Source organism: Cupriavidus laharis (genome assembly GCF_914271435.1).
GTDB classification, from domain to species: domain Bacteria; phylum Pseudomonadota; class Gammaproteobacteria; order Burkholderiales; family Burkholderiaceae; genus Cupriavidus; species Cupriavidus laharis.
Genome location: NZ_CAJZAI010000021.1, coordinates 1 through 14,500, shown reverse-complemented (window position 1 = coordinate 14,500; position 14,500 = coordinate 1). Strand labels below are relative to the sequence as shown.

Below are 14,500 nucleotides of genomic sequence, written 5' to 3'. Positions count from 1 at the left end.
CATCGCCGCAGCAACAAAAAAAGGCACCCGAAGGTGCCTTTCTGCCAAGTCGGCCAGCTGATCAGACGACGATCAGAAAATGTGGCGGATACCTGCTGCCACGCCGGTCTGGTTGTTCTTGCCCGGCAGTTCGGTCTGGGCGGCGCCAGTCAGCTTGTTGTAGTCAACGGTGCCGTAGACCTGGGTACGCTTGGACAGCGAGTACTCGGCCAGTAGCACGCCGGTGTAGCGGTTGCCGCTGCTGGTCGTGCCGTTCTTGTTCTCGATGTGGTCACCGTAGAACACGCCGGTCAGGGCCAGTGCCGGGGTCGCCTGGTAGGTCACGCCGATGTAGCCCAGGTTATCCTTGCGCGGGTTGCTTTGTGCGCCACCAGCGATCAGGGTCTTGGCAGCCGGCGTGGTCGATGCCGCCGACGCGTTCATGAAGCTGTTGTCGATCACGCCGGTGCGGTCCTTGCCGCCGACGTAGCCCAGGAAGATCTTGGCCGGGCCGATCGAGTACTTACCAGCGGCACCCCACATTTGCTGCTTGTTGCCATTGGTGTCGCGGATTTCCTGGTACACGCCACCGAAGCCGAACGGGCCGACTTCGTATGCAGCGCGAGCACCGAAGTACGGGGCGTTGCCATTGGGCGGGTTGGTCTGGGCGTGCGTGAAGCTGCCCGGCCGTTCGCCGAAGCCATAGCTGGCGCCGACGTTCAGGCCGCCGAACTTGCCGCCGTAGCTGACAACGTTGTTGGCACGGAACTGGGTCAGGAAGAACGGCCAGGCGTTGGCGGTATAGTTACCGATGGTCAGCGGATCGTAGTCGCCGAAGAAGTTAAAGCCTTCGGTGTACTGGCGGCCCAGCTTGACCGCGCCGAAGTCGCCTGCCAGGCCAACATATGCCTGACGATTGAACAGCTGGCCGCTCGAGTTCATCGTGCCGTTGTCAACGCTGTAGCCGTTTTCCAGTTGGAAGATCGCCTTCAGGTTGTTGCCCAGGGCTTCGCTGCCCTTCAGGCCCCAGCGGCTTTGCGTCACGGCGCCGTCGGTCAGTTGCGTCTGGCTGTGGTTGCCGGCGTCAGCGTTGTTCGTGTAGCGCAGGCTGACATCAGCGATGCCGTACAGCGTGACGGAAGTTTGTGCAAAAGCGGAACCTGCCAGCAGGCTGCCAGCGGCGAGGACGATGGCCGATTTCTTCATGGTGCTCCTTTTCTGTTCTGTACTGTTCTCCGCCGGATCACGACGGGGCACGGGGTCTACGTTTCGTGTAAACGCCGCGAAAATTTAACAAAACGCTGGAGCGAAGGACACAAATACGCGCTGAAGGCCGGATTCGAGCAGGATTTTGGTGCAAATCCGTTGTCTGGCCGCTACACAATACCGTGTTGGTGCGTTGCATCAGCATCAGACGTCATTTGCTGGTGCGGCCTGGCGGGGAGCGGGGCGCGACGACGCCGGCGCGCCCTTGCGGGAAGGGGCGCCGGCCGAGGGAGGGGGGCGAATCAGCCTTGCGGGATCTCGATCTTGACTTCGAGGACTTCCAGGTTGTCCTGGCGCTCAAGGCTGACGCGCAGGTCCTGGTCGCTGATCTTGACGTACTTGGAGATCACGGCCACCAGCTCGCGCTGCAGCGCGGGCAGGTAGTCGGCAGGGGCCGAATGGCCCGTGCGTTCATGGGCGAGGATGATCTGCAGCCGCTCCTTGGCGACAGAGGCCGATTTCTTCTTTTCCCCCAGCAGGAAGGACAGGATCGACATGGGGATGAGTCCTCCGTACTTGTTTTACTTGTTGCCGAAGATGCGCGACAGCAGGCCCGGCTTCTGGTAGTCCGTGAAGCGCATCGGCTTGTCCTTGCCCAGGAAGCGGTCCACCACGTCGCCATACGCGTCGGCCACGTCGCTGCCTTCCAGGTGGATGGCGGGCGTGCCCTGGTTGGACGCATGCAGCACGGCTTCCGACTCCGGCACGACGCCGATCAGCTTGATGCGCAGGATTTCCTGGATGTCGGTCAGCGACAGCATCTCGCCGCCATGCACGCGTTTGGGGTTGTAGCGCGTGATCAGCAGGTGTTCCTTGATCGGCTCGCCGCCTTCGCTGGCGCGCTTGGTCTTGGAGGCCAGGATGCCGAGGATGCGGTCCGAGTCACGCACCGATGATACTTCCGGGTTGGTGACGATCAGCGCCTCGTCGGCGAAGTACATGGCCATCAGCGCGCCCGACTCAATGCCGGCGGGCGAATCGCAGACGATGTACTCGAAGTCCATCTCCTGCAGGCCGTTGATGACCTTCTCCACGCCTTCCTTGGTCAGCGCGTCCTTGTCGCGCGTCTGCGAGGCCGGCAGGATGAACAGGTTCTCGCACTTCTTGTCCTTGATCAGCGCCTGGCGCAGGTTGGCTTCGCCCTGCACCACGTTGATCAGGTCATACACCACGCGGCGTTCGCAACCCATGATCAGGTCGAGGTTGCGCAGGCCGACGTCGAAGTCGATCACGGCAGTCTTGTGGCCGCGCAGGGCCAGGCCGGCGGCAAAGCTGGCGCTGGTGGTGGTCTTGCCGACGCCTCCCTTGCCGGAGGTCACAACGATGATTTTTGCCATGGCTCTTTGGTCCGTAATTAGGTTGAAGCTTGCGCTGCAGTGATTCCGTTCATGACTGGGCGCCGGATCATTTCATCCGGATCGCTTCCAGGATCAGCTTTTCATCGGCCAGGCGAACCTGGGCGGTCTTGCCGAGCACGTCGGCCGGCAGCGTCTGCTCGGCCGTCCGGTAGATGCCGGCAATGGAAATCAGTTCAGGCTCCATGCACGTGCTGAAGATGCGCGCGCCGGTGTTGCCCTTCACGCCCGCCAGCGCACGGCCGCGCAGCGGGGCGTAGATATGGATGTTGCCTTCGGCGATCACCTCGGCGCCGTAGCTGACCACGTCCATGATGACCACGTCGCCTTGCGCGTACACCTGCTGGCCCGAGCGCAGCGGCTTGTCGATCAGGAGGGTCTGGGCCTGCTGCAGGGCGGCCTTGACGGCGGCTTCGGTGGTTGCTTGGGCGGCGGCGCGGGCGGCTTCCTCGCGCGCGGCCTGTTCGGCAACCGCCGTTGCCGCAGCGCGTTCGGCGGCCTCGGCGGCTTCCGCCGATTCGCGCAGGCCGCGGCGGCTCTGGCTGTCGAGCAGCGGCAGGCCGAAGCGCTGCGCCCACTCGTGCTGGGCGGGCCGCGCAACCACGCCGATCGCGCGTGCCTTGAGCGTCGCCAGCGTGCCGATCACCGCGTCGAGCGAGACCTCGTCATCACTTTCGAGTGCGCGCAGGTCCAGCGCGATCACGTCATTGGAGAAGAAATCGGGGGTGGCTTCGAACCGGGAGAGCAGGTCGTCCCGCAGTGCAGCCATGTCGGCGGTCTGGAGGGCGAGAAGGAGGGCGTCTACGTTGCCACTGCGCAGCTCGAAGCGTGGCGATTTCTTCTGTGACATAGCCGGGTGACCGTGGAAATGCCACATTCTAACTGTGTCTTCGGTGCGAACTGTAACAAATAGGCCGACTTTGTCCCCAGGTGCCGCACGCAATCCATTCGGCGCGCGCAAGTGGTGCCGGCGGCAGCGCGCCGGCCAGTTTCCGGCGCAGGCCGCCGCCACCTTGTTACGATTGCGCCATCTGCAGAACGGAGCTGTCATGGGCGCGATCGTCAACTGTGTGGCCTATCGGGCAGGCAAGCGGCTCGGCACTGTCGGCATCGAGGAGATTCCACAGGCGCTGAGCGTGCCCGGCACCTTTGTCTGGCTGGGCCTGCATGAGCCGGACCTGGCCCTGCTGCGCCAGGTGCAGCAGTCCTTCGGCCTGCACGACCTGGCGGTGGAAGACGCACTCGACGCGCACCAGCGGCCCAAGCTGGAGGCGTACGGCGATTCGGTGTTCATCGTGCTCAATACCGCGCAACTGGTCGGGGACGAGGTTGTGGTCGGCGAAACCCACCTGTTCGTCGGCCCGAACTATGTCGTGTCGGTGCGGCATGGCGCCAGCAGCACTTATGCGCCGGTGCGCGAGCGCTGCGAACACGACGCCCAAGGGCTGGCCAACGGCCCTGGCTATGTGCTCTATGCGTTGATGGATTTCGTGGTCGACCACTACATGCCTATCGTCACGCGTCTTGAGGACACCTTTGCAGAGCTGGAGCAGGGCATCTTCCGCGACGAGTTCGACCGCGCCGCGATCGAGCGCCTGTACCAGATCAAGCGGCAGGTGCTGCGCCTGCGCAATGCGGTGAACCCGGTCGAGGATATCTGCAGCCAGCTGATCCGCCTGCACGAAGACCTTGTCCCGAAGGAACTGCGCGCCTATTTCCGTGACATCGAGGATCACGCCAGCCGGCTCGTGCGCACGCTGGATGTCGTGCGAGAAATGCTGACCACGGCCGTCCAGGTCAACCTGGCCCTGGTCACGGTGGGGCAGAACGAGGTCGTCAAGCGGCTGGCGGGCTGGGGTGCCATCCTGGCGATCCCGACCGTGGTGTTCAGCCTCTACGGCATGAATTTCTCGTTCATGCCGGAACTCAGGCTCCACTACGCGTACCCGCTCGTGATTGGCGTGACGGCTGTGGCATGCGGCGCGTTGTGGCGGCGTCTGCATCGTGCCGGATGGATCTGAAGGCTGCCGTTCATTAACAGGATGGATGCTGGTTGGTATTCGTAAGCGATAATGATTATTCGCGGGAATAGTTTTCCCCCCGCCATCAGCTTCCGGGCCGCATCGCCGCCTCCTACACTGGAACCAAGAAGGCGCAGCGCATCCCGGAGTCCGCCATGCCAATTGCCCGCCCCTCGCTCTGGTCCGACACGGCAGCCGGTCTGGCCCGTTGCCGTCCTCTGGCTATTGCCATGGTGGCAATAGCGCTGGCGTTTTGCCCCGGCACCCTGACGCAGGCCGCCCCCGCACCAGTCCAGCCAGCCCAGGCGCAGACGCGTGAAGCGCTCGCCGCCTATGAAGCCGGCGCGTTCGACACCGCACTGCGGGGCTTTGCCGCCGCCGCGCGCGAAGGCAACCGTCTGGCCCAGTTCAACTACGCCATGATGCTACTGCGCGGCGAGGGTACGCCGGCGAAGCCGCAGGAGGCATTGGTGTGGCTGCGCAAGGCTGCCGACAACCAGATGACACATGCTCAGTTCACGTTCGGTGACCTGTACGAGCGCGGGGAACTGGTACCGCGTTCGCTCGAAGAGGCCAACCGCTGGTACGAACGCGCCGCGCAGGGCGGCCACGTCCAGGCGCAGATGGAACTCGCTACCAACTACTTCACCGGCCGCGGCGTGCCGCGCGACTACGGCAAGGCTTTCGAGTGGTACAGCCGCGCGGCCAGCGCGGGGGATGGCGGTGCCCAGTACATCGTCGGCAGTTTCTACGAGCACGGCGAGCCCGGCGTGGTGGGCAAGGACATCGAACAGGCCAAGATCTGGTATGCGCGCTCGGCGGCGCATGGCGATCCGGGCGCACTGGCCAAATTGCGCTCGCTGCTGGAGGAGTCCGTGCGCGCGAAGGCGGGCGGTTCGATGTAAGCCGTCGCGGGAGGGTACAAGTCTTGCTTGAGACAGCGCGACACCAATCGCAGCAACCGCCTGGGAGGGCGCCGTGGCCATACATGTCGCACTGAATCACGTCACGCACTATCGCTATGACCGTCCGGTGAAGCTGTCGCCGCAGGTGGTGCGCCTGCGGCCCGCACCGCATTGCCGCACGCCTATCCTGTCGTACGCACTGCGCATCGAGCCGGCACAGCACTTCATCAACTGGCAGCAGGACCCGTTCTCCAATTACCTGGCGCGGCTGGTGTTCCCGGAAGCGACGACGGAATTCAAGGTCACGGTCGACCTGGTGGCCGAGATGTCGGTCTACAACCCATTCGACTTCTTCCTGGAGCCCGAGGCCGAACGCTTTCCCTTCGCGTACGACGCCGGCCTCGCGCATGACCTGGCGCCCTATCTGGTGCGCGACGAACTGACGCCGCGCTTTGCCGCCTTTGTCGACAGCATCGACCGCGCGGAATGCCGCACGCTGGATTTCCTGGTGGCGCTGAACCAGCGCCTGCAACGCGAGATCCGTTACCTGATCCGCATGGAGCCGGGCGTGCAGAGCCCGGAGACCACGCTCACCAACGCCTCGGGATCGTGCCGCGATTCGGGCTGGCTGCTGGTGCAGACGTTGCGCCACCTGGGGTTGGCGGCGCGCTTCGTCTCGGGCTACCTGCTGCAGCTCGCGCCCGATGTAAAGGCCATCGACGGTCCCAGCGGCGCCGAGCGCGACTTCACCGACCTGCATGCCTGGTGCGAGGTCTACCTGCCCGGCGCAGGATGGATCGGGCTGGATCCCACCTCCGGCCTGCTGGCGGGAGAGGGGCATATTCCGCTCGCCTGCACGCCCGAGCCCGGCAGCGCCGCGCCGGTGACAGGCGCCGTTGACGAGAGCGAAGTCGAGTTCAGCCATGCGATGACCATTACGCGCGTCCATGAGTCGCCGCGCGTGACGCTGCCCTATACCGAGGACCAGTGGCAGGCCGTGAGCGCCGCCGGCGTCGCGGTGGACCGCGAACTGCAGGCCATGGATGTACGCCTGACCATGGGCGGCGAGCCGACCTTCGTCTCGGCACGCGACCGTGACGGCGCGGAATGGAACACCGACGCGCTGGGGCCGACCAAGCGCGGCCTGGCCACCGAACTGGTGCATCGCCTGCGCGAACGCTACGGCGCGGGCGGTTTCCTGCATTTCGGGCAGGGCAAGTGGTATCCGGGCGAGCAATTGCCACGCTGGGCGCTGACCATTGCTTGGCGTGCCGATGGCGTGCCCTGCTGGCAGGACCCGGCCTTGTTCGCCGACGAGCGCCATCCCGGCGACTATACCGACACCGATGCGCGCCGCTTCATGATGGCCCTGTGCGACCGGCTCGGTCTCGATACGTCATACGCGCAGCCTGGCTACGAGGATGCCTGGTATTACCTGTGGCGCGAACGGCGGCTGCCGGTCAACGTCGACCCGCATGCCTCGCGCCTGGACGACGAGCTGGAGCGCGTTCGTCTGCGCCGCGTGTTCGATGCTGGGCTGGCAAGCGTGACCGGCTACGTGCTGCCGCTGGCGCGGGATGAAGAAGAGGACCGGGCGGAACAGGCTGGCGACAGAGGCGGCTGGACCAGCGGCCGCTGGTACCTGCGCGACGAGCGCCTGTACCTGCTGCCTGGCGATTCGCCGATGGGCTACCGGTTGCCGCTCGACGCCCTGCCGTGGTCGAGCCCGGCAGACCGGGAGCAGCAGTTCGGGCAGGATCCCTTTGCGCCGCGCGCACCGCTGCCGGCAGCCGCGAACGTGCGGCGGCAGTCCGCCGCGCCCGCGGCCGTGGCGGCGACAGCGCGGGGAGGGCAAGCCGCTCGCCTGACCGCAGGCATGGGTACGGGCAGCGGCCCCGCGGCTGCACAGACGGAGCCCGTGCGCGGGGAGTCGGCGGCCGGCGTGGTGCGCACCGCGCTGTGCGTCGAAGTCCGGCATCCCGCGCGCGCGGCAGGTCCGCGCGTGGAAGCCGAGCAGTTTGACGACAAGCGCGGCGTGATCTATGTCTTCATGCCACCGCTGCCCAGGCTCGAAGACTATCTTGCGCTGGTACAGGCCGTGGAGGCCACTGCCGCTTCGCTAGGCGTGCAGATCGTGCTGGAAGGCTACCCGCCGCCGCGCGATGCGCGCCTCAAGGTGCTGCAGGTTACGCCCGATCCCGGCGTGATCGAGGTGAACATCCATCCGGCCGCCAACTGGGAGCAACTGGTCGACCACACCGAGTTCCTCTACCAGGCCGCGCACGAGTGCTTCCTGTCGACCGAGAAGTTCATGCTCGACGGCCGGCATACCGGCACCGGCGGCGGCAACCACTTTGTGCTGGGCGGGGCGACGCCGGCCGACAGCCCGTTCCTGCGCCGCCCGGACCTGCTGGCCAGCCTGATTGCATACTGGCACAACCATCCGTCGCTGTCCTACCTGTTCTCCGGGCTCTTTATCGGGCCGACCAGCCAGGCGCCGCGCGTGGACGAGGCGCGCAACGACCAGCTCTATGAACTGGAAATCGCGTTCGCGGAACTGCGCCGCCAGCTTGCGGGGCGCGAGCTAGGCAGTACAAATGGATACGTGCCGCCGTGGCTGGTCGACCGCGTGCTGCGCAACCTGCTGATCGACGTCACCGGCAACACGCACCGCGCCGAATTCTGCATCGACAAGCTCTACTCCCCCGACGGCCCGACTGGCCGGCTCGGCCTGTTGGAACTGCGTGCGTTCGAGATGCCGCCGCATGCGCGCATGAGCCTGGTGCAGCAGTTGCTGCTGCGCGCGCTGGTGGCGCGCTTCTGGCGCGAACCGTACCAGGCGCCGCTCACGCGCTGGGGCACGGCGCTGCATGACCGCTTCATGCTGGGCACCTTCGTGCAGATGGATTTCGACGACGTGCTGGCCGACATGCGCGCCGCTGGCTTTGCCTTCGATGCCGCCTGGTTTGCCCCGCACTTCGAGTTCCGCTTTCCGCGCATCGGGGAGCTGGCCGCTGGCGGCCTCGCGCTCACGCTGCGCGGCGCGCTGGAGCCGTGGCATGTGATGGGCGAGGAGGGCGCTGCGGGTACAACGGTACGCTACGTGGATTCCTCGGTGGAGCGCCTCGAGGTGCGCGTGCTCGGCATGAACGACTGCCGACACGTGGTTACCGCGAATGGCCAGGCCGTGCCGCTGCAGCCGACCGGCCGTGCCGGCGAATTCGTCGCGGGCGTGCGTTACCGCGCCTGGGCGCCGGCGTCGTCGCTGCATCCGACCATTGCGTCGCACGCGCCGCTGACCATCGACGTGGTCGATACCTGGACCGAGCGCAGCATCGGTGGCTGCCAGTATCATGTGGCGCATCCGGGCGGGCGCAACTACCAGACCTTCCCCGTCAATGCCTACGAGGCGGAAAGCCGGCGCCTGGCACGCTTTTCGGCCTACGGGCATACGCCGGGGCGCACCGTCGCGCAGGCGCCGCGGCGCAGTCTCGAGTTCCCCTTCACGCTCGACCTGCGCCAGGGGTAGACATGCAGTACCGCGGCTGAGCCGGCACGGGCCAGCCGCCAACAGGAGACCATATCTTGGCCCAGCCCCTGTCGCGGCCGACTGACGACCTCGATGCACCGCATGCCACGGCGGCCATTGCCGCCGCGGCCGGTCTCGCACAGCCGGTCCCCGCGGGGCACCTCGATGAACTGCGGCTGCCCGATGGCACGCTGCGCGAAGCGTGGGCGCGCTTCTTCGCCGTAGTGGGCGAGCCGAACACCGAAACGCTGGGCCCGCGCGCGGCGGCCATGGCGCGGCAGATCCGCGACAACGGCGTGACCTACAACGTCTATGCTGACCACGGCGCGGCGCGCGCGTGGCCCCTGGAGCTGTTTCCGTTCCTGGTGACGGAGCAGGACTGGCAGTGGATCGAGCGCGGTGCCGCGCAGCGCGCAACGCTGGCCAACGCCATCCTGGCCGACATCTACGGCGAACAGTCGCTGCTTTCGCACGGGCTGCTGCCGCCGGGGCTGGTGTACGGGCATCCGGGCTACCTGCATCCGCTGCGCGGCTACCAGCCACCGGGCGGCAGTTTCCTGCAGATCGTCGCCGTAGACCTGGTGCATACCGAAGACGGCTGGACTGTCATGGCGCACCGCACCGACACGCCGTCCGGCATGGGCTACGCGCTCGAAAACCGGCTGATCATCTCCAGCCTGTTCACCGATGCCTTCCGCGACCTGCACGTGCGCCGGCTGCCACCGGCGTTCGCGCAACTGGTGTCCACGCTGGCGCATGCGCCGCTGGCCGCGGCGGCGGAGGCCGGCAGCGGGCGCGAAGGCCCGGGCAGCGCCGGCACCGGCCACCACATCGTGCTGCTCACGCCCGGCCCCTACAACGAGACCTACTTCGAGCAGACCTTCCTGGCCCGCTATCTCGGCATCACGCTGGTGGAGGGCAAGGACCTGACCGTGCGCAACGACGTGGTCTATCTCAAGACGTTCGGCGGGCTGGAGCGCGTTGACGTCGTACTGCGGCGCCTGGACGATGTCTATTGCGATCCGCTCGAGCTGCGCCATGACTCCACGCTGGGCGTGCCCGGGCTGCTGGAGGCGATGCGCGCCGGCAATGTCATGGTGTCGAACACGCCCGGCTCCGGCTTCCTGGAATCCCCGGCCATCCACGGCTTCCTGCCCGGCATTGCCGAAGCGCTGCTGGGCGAGCCGCTGCTGCTGCCCGGCGTGCCGAGCTGGTGGTGCGGCGAGGATGCCGCGCGCGAGCAGGCCCTGGCCACGTTGCCGGAAGCCTTCGTGATGCCGACCTATCCGCGCCGCGCCGATATGTCCGACGAGCCCGCGCTGGGCATGGAACTGGGCCTGCAGGCGCTGGACGGATGGCGCGAGCGCATCGCCCGCATGCCCGACCGCTACACGCTGCAGCCGCCGCTGCCGCTGTCACACACGCCATGCTGGGAAGGGGACCGGATCGGCTCGCGCGCGGCCATGCTGCGCGTGTTTGCCGTGGCGGATGGCAATGGCGGCTGGCAGGTCATGGCCGGCGGCTTCAGCCGGCTGGCGGCACCCCGGCTCGAGTCGGTATCGATGCAGCTTGGCGGCACCAGTGCCGATACGTGGGTGCTGTCCGGCCAGCCGGTGCCGGCCGTGCCGCTGGCCGGGCGCGCCGGGCTGGCACCGCCGACACCGGCCCGGCCGCTGGTGGTGTCGAGCCGGGCCGCCGAAAACCTGTTCTGGGCCGGGCGTTATGCCGAGCGCGCCGAGAACAATGTGAGGCTGTGCCGACAGATCCTCGGTTCGATCGAAAGCAGCGACGATACCGATGACGGCACCCTGTCGATGCTGGGCCGGCTCGCGCAAGTGTCAGGGCTGGTACCGGCCGAGGCACCGCCGCCGAAGGCGTCGCTGCGCCTGTTCGAGCGTAGCCTGGTCGCCACGCTGGCTGACGCACAGGGTGGCACTGGACTGGTGCAGAACCTCGTTGCGCACGCCGCTGCGGCCAATGAAATCCGCAACCGCTTGTCCAACGACCACTGGCGCACCATCCTGGCGGCACGCAACGACTTCGGCGACGCCATGATGGAGGCCACGCTGACCCAGGGCGATGGCGGTGCCGCCAGCTACGACCGCGCGCGCGTGCTGGCCGCGCTCGAGCACCTGGCGATGCAGCTCGGCGCCATCAACGGCGCACAGGGCGACCGCATGACGCGCGACGAAGCCTGGCGCCTGGTCTTCATCGGCCGCCATATCGAACGCCTGGCCACCATGAGCAACTTCCTGCTGACGGCCATCGAAGCCGGCGCTTTGCGCTCGCGCAGCGGCTTCGAGCTGCTGCTGCACCTGTTCGACTGCACGCTGACCTACCGCTCGCTCTATCCGGGCCGCACCGACCTCGCCGCGGTGATCGACCTGCTGGTGCTGGAGCCCACCAACCCGCGTGGCCTGTATGGATTGCTGGAGCGGCTGCGCAGCAAGCTGGAGCAGCTTGCGCCGGGCGGCAGCGCGCAGGCGCGCGTGCCGCTCGCGGAACTGCTGCCCGCTGCCAGCGCGCTGCCAACGCGCGCTGCGCTGTGCGAGGCCCTGTGCGATCCGGACGGCGATCCGGCCGCGTTGCCGGCGCTGTGCCGCCAGTTCATCGAGCGCATGGCGCGCGTGTCCGATGAAATCAGCGCGCGCTATTTCAGCCATGCGGGCGCCAACCCGGAGGCCGGGCTGCCGTGAATGACGCCGTGACCGCTTCCACCGGAGGCTGCACGCTCAACGTGCTGCATACGACCGCCTATCGCTATTCGCAGCCGGTCGAACATGCCCAGCAGCGTGCCGTGGCCACGCCGCCGGACCTGCCCTGGCAGGCCGTGACTGCGCACGAAACCCGCATCGAGCCCGCGCCCACGCACCAGCATGTCCGCACCGACGCCTTTGGCAACCGCGTGCTGCACTACATGCTCGATGTGCCGCACACGCAGATGCAGCTGACCTGCACCAGCACCGTCGTGCTCGCGCCGCGCTGGCAGGCGCTGGATCCAGCGGCTTCCGCGCCGTGGGAAACGGTGGCGCAATCGCTGCGTTTCCACGTCGGCCAACCGTTCGATCCGGCCACGCAGTTCGTCTTTGCTTCGCCCAACATTGCCCTGCATCCGAGCCTGCGCGAGTACGCCCTGCCCAGTTTTGGCGCAGGCGTGCCGGTGGTGGCCGGTGCAATTGACCTGATGCGGCGCATCCACGCAGACTTCGCGTATCACAGCGAATCCACCGAAGTGGATACGCCCGCCATGCAGGCATTCGTGCAGCGCAGCGGGGTGTGCCAGGACTTTGCGCAGGTGATGATCGGCTGCCTGCGTTCGCTGGGGCTGGCGGCCCGCTACGTCAGCGGATACCTGTGCACCGAGCCGCCACCTGGCGAGCCGCGCCTGGTCGGCGCCGATGCCTCGCATGCGTGGGTGTCGGTGTATTGCCCCGTCGCAGGCTGGGTGGACCTTGACCCGACCAACAATGTGCTGGCGGATACGCGCCACGTCACGCTGGCGCTTGGCCGCGACTACAGTGACGTGCCGCTGCTGCATGGCGTGATCGTCGGCGGCGGTGCGCACGGCGTGGACGTAGGCGTGACGGTGGTGCCGGTGGACTGAGCATTCCCGCAGGCTGGCAAGGCAATTGCTTGATGCATGGCGGGCACTATCACGGGAGCCGCCATGCTGAGCCGCACCGCCGATCACCTGTACTGGATGGCCCGCTACACCGAGCGCGCGGAAAACACCGCGCGCATGCTGGACGTCAACTACCAGACCGCGCTGTTGCCGCAAGGCGCGGACGCGGCCGAGCAGGGCTGGCGCGCCATGCTCGACATCACCGAACTCACGCCCTGCTATGCCGCGCGTCACGGTGGGCTCGGCCATGAGGCGATGATCGCCTTCATGGCGGGCGACGAGAGCCATCCCGCATCGATCCTGTCTTGCCTGCGCGCCGCACGCGAAAACGCGCGCGCGGTGCGTGGTGCGCTCACGACGCCGCTGTGGGAAACCATTAACGCCACATGGCTCGAAGCGCGCCAGCTGGTCAGCGACGGCGCGCCGCTGCGCGATCCTGCCGCCTTCTTCGAGTGGGTCAAATTCCGCTCTCACCTCGCACGTGGCGTGGAAGTCGGCACCATGCTCAAGGACGAGGCCTTCTGCTTCATGCGGCTGGGGACGTTCCTGGAGCGCGCCGACAACACCGCGCGGCTGCTTGACGTGAAGTTCCGCACCGCTGGTGGCCCGGCGCTGCAGGAGGACCCCTACCAGTGGGCAGCGGTGCTACGCGCGCTGTCCGGGCTGGAGAGCTACCGCAAGGTCTACCGTTCCGCGATCACGCCGGAGCGGGTGGCGCAACTGCTGATCATGAACCCGGCCATGCCGCGCTCGCTGGCGGCCAGCATGCATGAGGTGGTGGCGATCCTCGCGCAGGTTCGGAACCGGCATTCGGCCAATACCGAGAGGCGGGCCGGGCGGCTGCATGCTGAACTGAGGTTCGCCCGCATTGAAGACATCCTTGCCGTGGGGATCCATGGATGGCTTGGGGATTTTCTTGGCAAGGTGAGGGAGGTGGGGGAGGGGATTCGGGGGGATTTTTTGTTGGCTTAAAGGGGAGGTTGGGATGGGGGGAGCGTGCTTGGCGGGCGCGGCTGTTTCGCCGGCGTAGCCGGCGACCTACTTTTACCCGAGCGGTAAAAGTAGGCAAAAGCGCGTCTTCGTGGTTGACGAACGGCTCGATGAGGTGAAGACGGTCCGGTGGCATAACCAGACTGCCTGCCGCGTAGATGATTATTGATGTTTCCAGAATTCATGACAACGCAAAATATTCGTCGTCCCCGCGCAGGCGGGGACCCAGTGACTTTTTGTCCCCCTTCGGGGGACTTGTAAGACGCTGGATTCCCGCCTTCGCGGGAATGACGGTGGTTGCTTTGATGTTGTCGTGAAATAGGGAAAGCTCAATAGGATGGGACAGGGCGTACGAGCGAACCCGGATTACGGAGTGGTCCCTTCTAACAGCGATATCGCGGGGACGCCTACGGCTGCGCTGCGCGCGACTCGGAGTCTGGGTTTCTGGGCCGCAGCCCGAACCACGATCTGGTGACGAAGCCCTTGGCGCATGTGCCATGCGCGAAGAGAGAAAACGAAGAAGGGGAAGCGCCGGCGCCAGCGACGTTGATGCCCTCGCCATGCCGACCAGGACACCGCGCGCAGCGCAGCCGTAGGCGTCCACGCGATACCGGTAGCAGCAGGGGCCACGGACAGTTTCGGGGCTCGTTCAATCAGCGCTGTAATCCTGCCCACGGCCGCGCACCACGCGGCAGGCAGCCGGAAACACTCTGAAGCCCATCCCCGTACAACACCCTCGGCACACTACGATCAATATTCGCCCGTTAGGGATGCTCTGCACAAACGCGAATCGAGTGTGATAGGCCGTTTAGCGGACGCTAAATGCCCCGCGA

General features: G+C 66.6%; 10 protein-coding genes. 6 read left to right on the top strand and 4 right to left on the bottom strand.

Annotated elements, in window-relative coordinates; all coding sequences use genetic code 11:
- Positions 1-72 precede the first annotated feature (72 nt).
- The 4 genes from LDO29_RS25315 to minC all read right to left on the bottom strand — a co-directional run bounded on the left by LDO29_RS25315 (position 73) and on the right by minC (position 3,450).
- Positions 73-1,185: a porin gene (locus LDO29_RS25315; RefSeq protein ID WP_224082492.1), complete on the bottom strand. Its 1,113-nt coding sequence runs from the start codon at positions 1,183-1,185 to the stop codon at positions 73-75.
- A 302-nt stretch (positions 1,186-1,487) separates the two neighbouring features.
- The gene (minE, locus tag LDO29_RS25310; RefSeq protein WP_006164360.1) at positions 1,488-1,742 is read right to left on the bottom strand and encodes a cell division topological specificity factor MinE; all 255 of its coding nucleotides are present in this window, start codon (positions 1,740-1,742) and stop codon (positions 1,488-1,490) included.
- A 24-nt stretch (positions 1,743-1,766) separates the two neighbouring features.
- Positions 1,767-2,582, bottom strand: a complete 816-nt coding sequence (gene minD / locus LDO29_RS25305) for a septum site-determining protein MinD (protein ID WP_224082491.1) — start codon at positions 2,580-2,582, stop codon at positions 1,767-1,769.
- A 67-nt stretch (positions 2,583-2,649) separates the two neighbouring features.
- Positions 2,650-3,450, bottom strand: a complete 801-nt coding sequence (gene minC / locus LDO29_RS25300; RefSeq protein WP_224082490.1) for a septum site-determining protein MinC — start codon at positions 3,448-3,450, stop codon at positions 2,650-2,652.
- A gap of 199 nt (positions 3,451-3,649) precedes the next feature.
- Between minC and LDO29_RS25295 the strand changes: the two genes are divergently transcribed.
- The 6 genes from LDO29_RS25295 to LDO29_RS25270 all read left to right on the top strand — a co-directional run bounded on the left by LDO29_RS25295 (position 3,650) and on the right by LDO29_RS25270 (position 13,649).
- On the top strand, positions 3,650-4,621 hold the full coding sequence (locus LDO29_RS25295) for a magnesium and cobalt transport protein CorA (protein WP_224082489.1): 972 nt from the start codon (positions 3,650-3,652) through the stop codon (positions 4,619-4,621).
- Between the two features lie 230 nt (positions 4,622-4,851).
- Positions 4,852-5,526 (top strand): tetratricopeptide repeat protein, encoded by a 675-nt coding sequence (locus tag LDO29_RS25290; RefSeq protein WP_224082543.1) that lies wholly within the window; start codon positions 4,852-4,854, stop codon positions 5,524-5,526.
- Positions 5,527-5,599: 73 nt separating this feature from the next.
- Positions 5,600-9,055 carry a transglutaminase family protein gene (locus LDO29_RS25285; protein WP_224082488.1) on the top strand — a complete coding sequence of 1,152 codons (3,456 nt, stop codon included), beginning with the start codon at positions 5,600-5,602 and terminating at the stop codon, positions 9,053-9,055.
- A 56-nt stretch (positions 9,056-9,111) separates the two neighbouring features.
- Complete coding sequence (locus LDO29_RS25280; RefSeq protein ID WP_224082487.1) at positions 9,112-11,751, top strand: circularly permuted type 2 ATP-grasp protein; 2,640 nt, start codon at positions 9,112-9,114, stop codon at positions 11,749-11,751.
- An 8-nt stretch (positions 11,752-11,759) separates the two neighbouring features.
- Positions 11,760-12,659 carry a transglutaminase family protein gene (locus LDO29_RS25275; RefSeq protein WP_224082486.1) on the top strand — a complete coding sequence of 300 codons (900 nt, stop codon included), beginning with the start codon at positions 11,760-11,762 and terminating at the stop codon, positions 12,657-12,659.
- Between the two features lie 63 nt (positions 12,660-12,722).
- The gene (locus LDO29_RS25270) at positions 12,723-13,649 is read left to right on the top strand and encodes an alpha-E domain-containing protein (RefSeq protein ID WP_224082485.1); all 927 of its coding nucleotides are present in this window, start codon (positions 12,723-12,725) and stop codon (positions 13,647-13,649) included.
- The last annotated feature ends 851 nt before the right edge of the window (positions 13,650-14,500 follow it).

What these genes read in the sequence shown, in the direction of transcription:
- LDO29_RS25315 (WP_224082492.1), bottom strand. Translation starts at nt 1,185, where the DNA reads ATGAAGAAATCGGCCATCGTCCTCGCCGCTGGCAGCCTGCTGGCAGGT.
- minE (WP_006164360.1), bottom strand. Translation starts at nt 1,742, where the DNA reads ATGTCGATCCTGTCCTTCCTGCTGGGGGAAAAGAAGAAATCGGCCTCT.
- minD (WP_224082491.1), bottom strand. Translation starts at nt 2,582, where the DNA reads ATGGCAAAAATCATCGTTGTGACCTCCGGCAAGGGAGGCGTCGGCAAG.
- minC (WP_224082490.1), bottom strand. Translation starts at nt 3,450, where the DNA reads ATGTCACAGAAGAAATCGCCACGCTTCGAGCTGCGCAGTGGCAACGTA.
- LDO29_RS25295 (WP_224082489.1), top strand. Translation starts at nt 3,650, where the DNA reads ATGGGCGCGATCGTCAACTGTGTGGCCTATCGGGCAGGCAAGCGGCTC.
- LDO29_RS25290 (WP_224082543.1), top strand. Translation starts at nt 4,852, where the DNA reads ATGGTGGCAATAGCGCTGGCGTTTTGCCCCGGCACCCTGACGCAGGCC.
- LDO29_RS25270 (WP_224082485.1), top strand. Translation starts at nt 12,723, where the DNA reads ATGCTGAGCCGCACCGCCGATCACCTGTACTGGATGGCCCGCTACACC.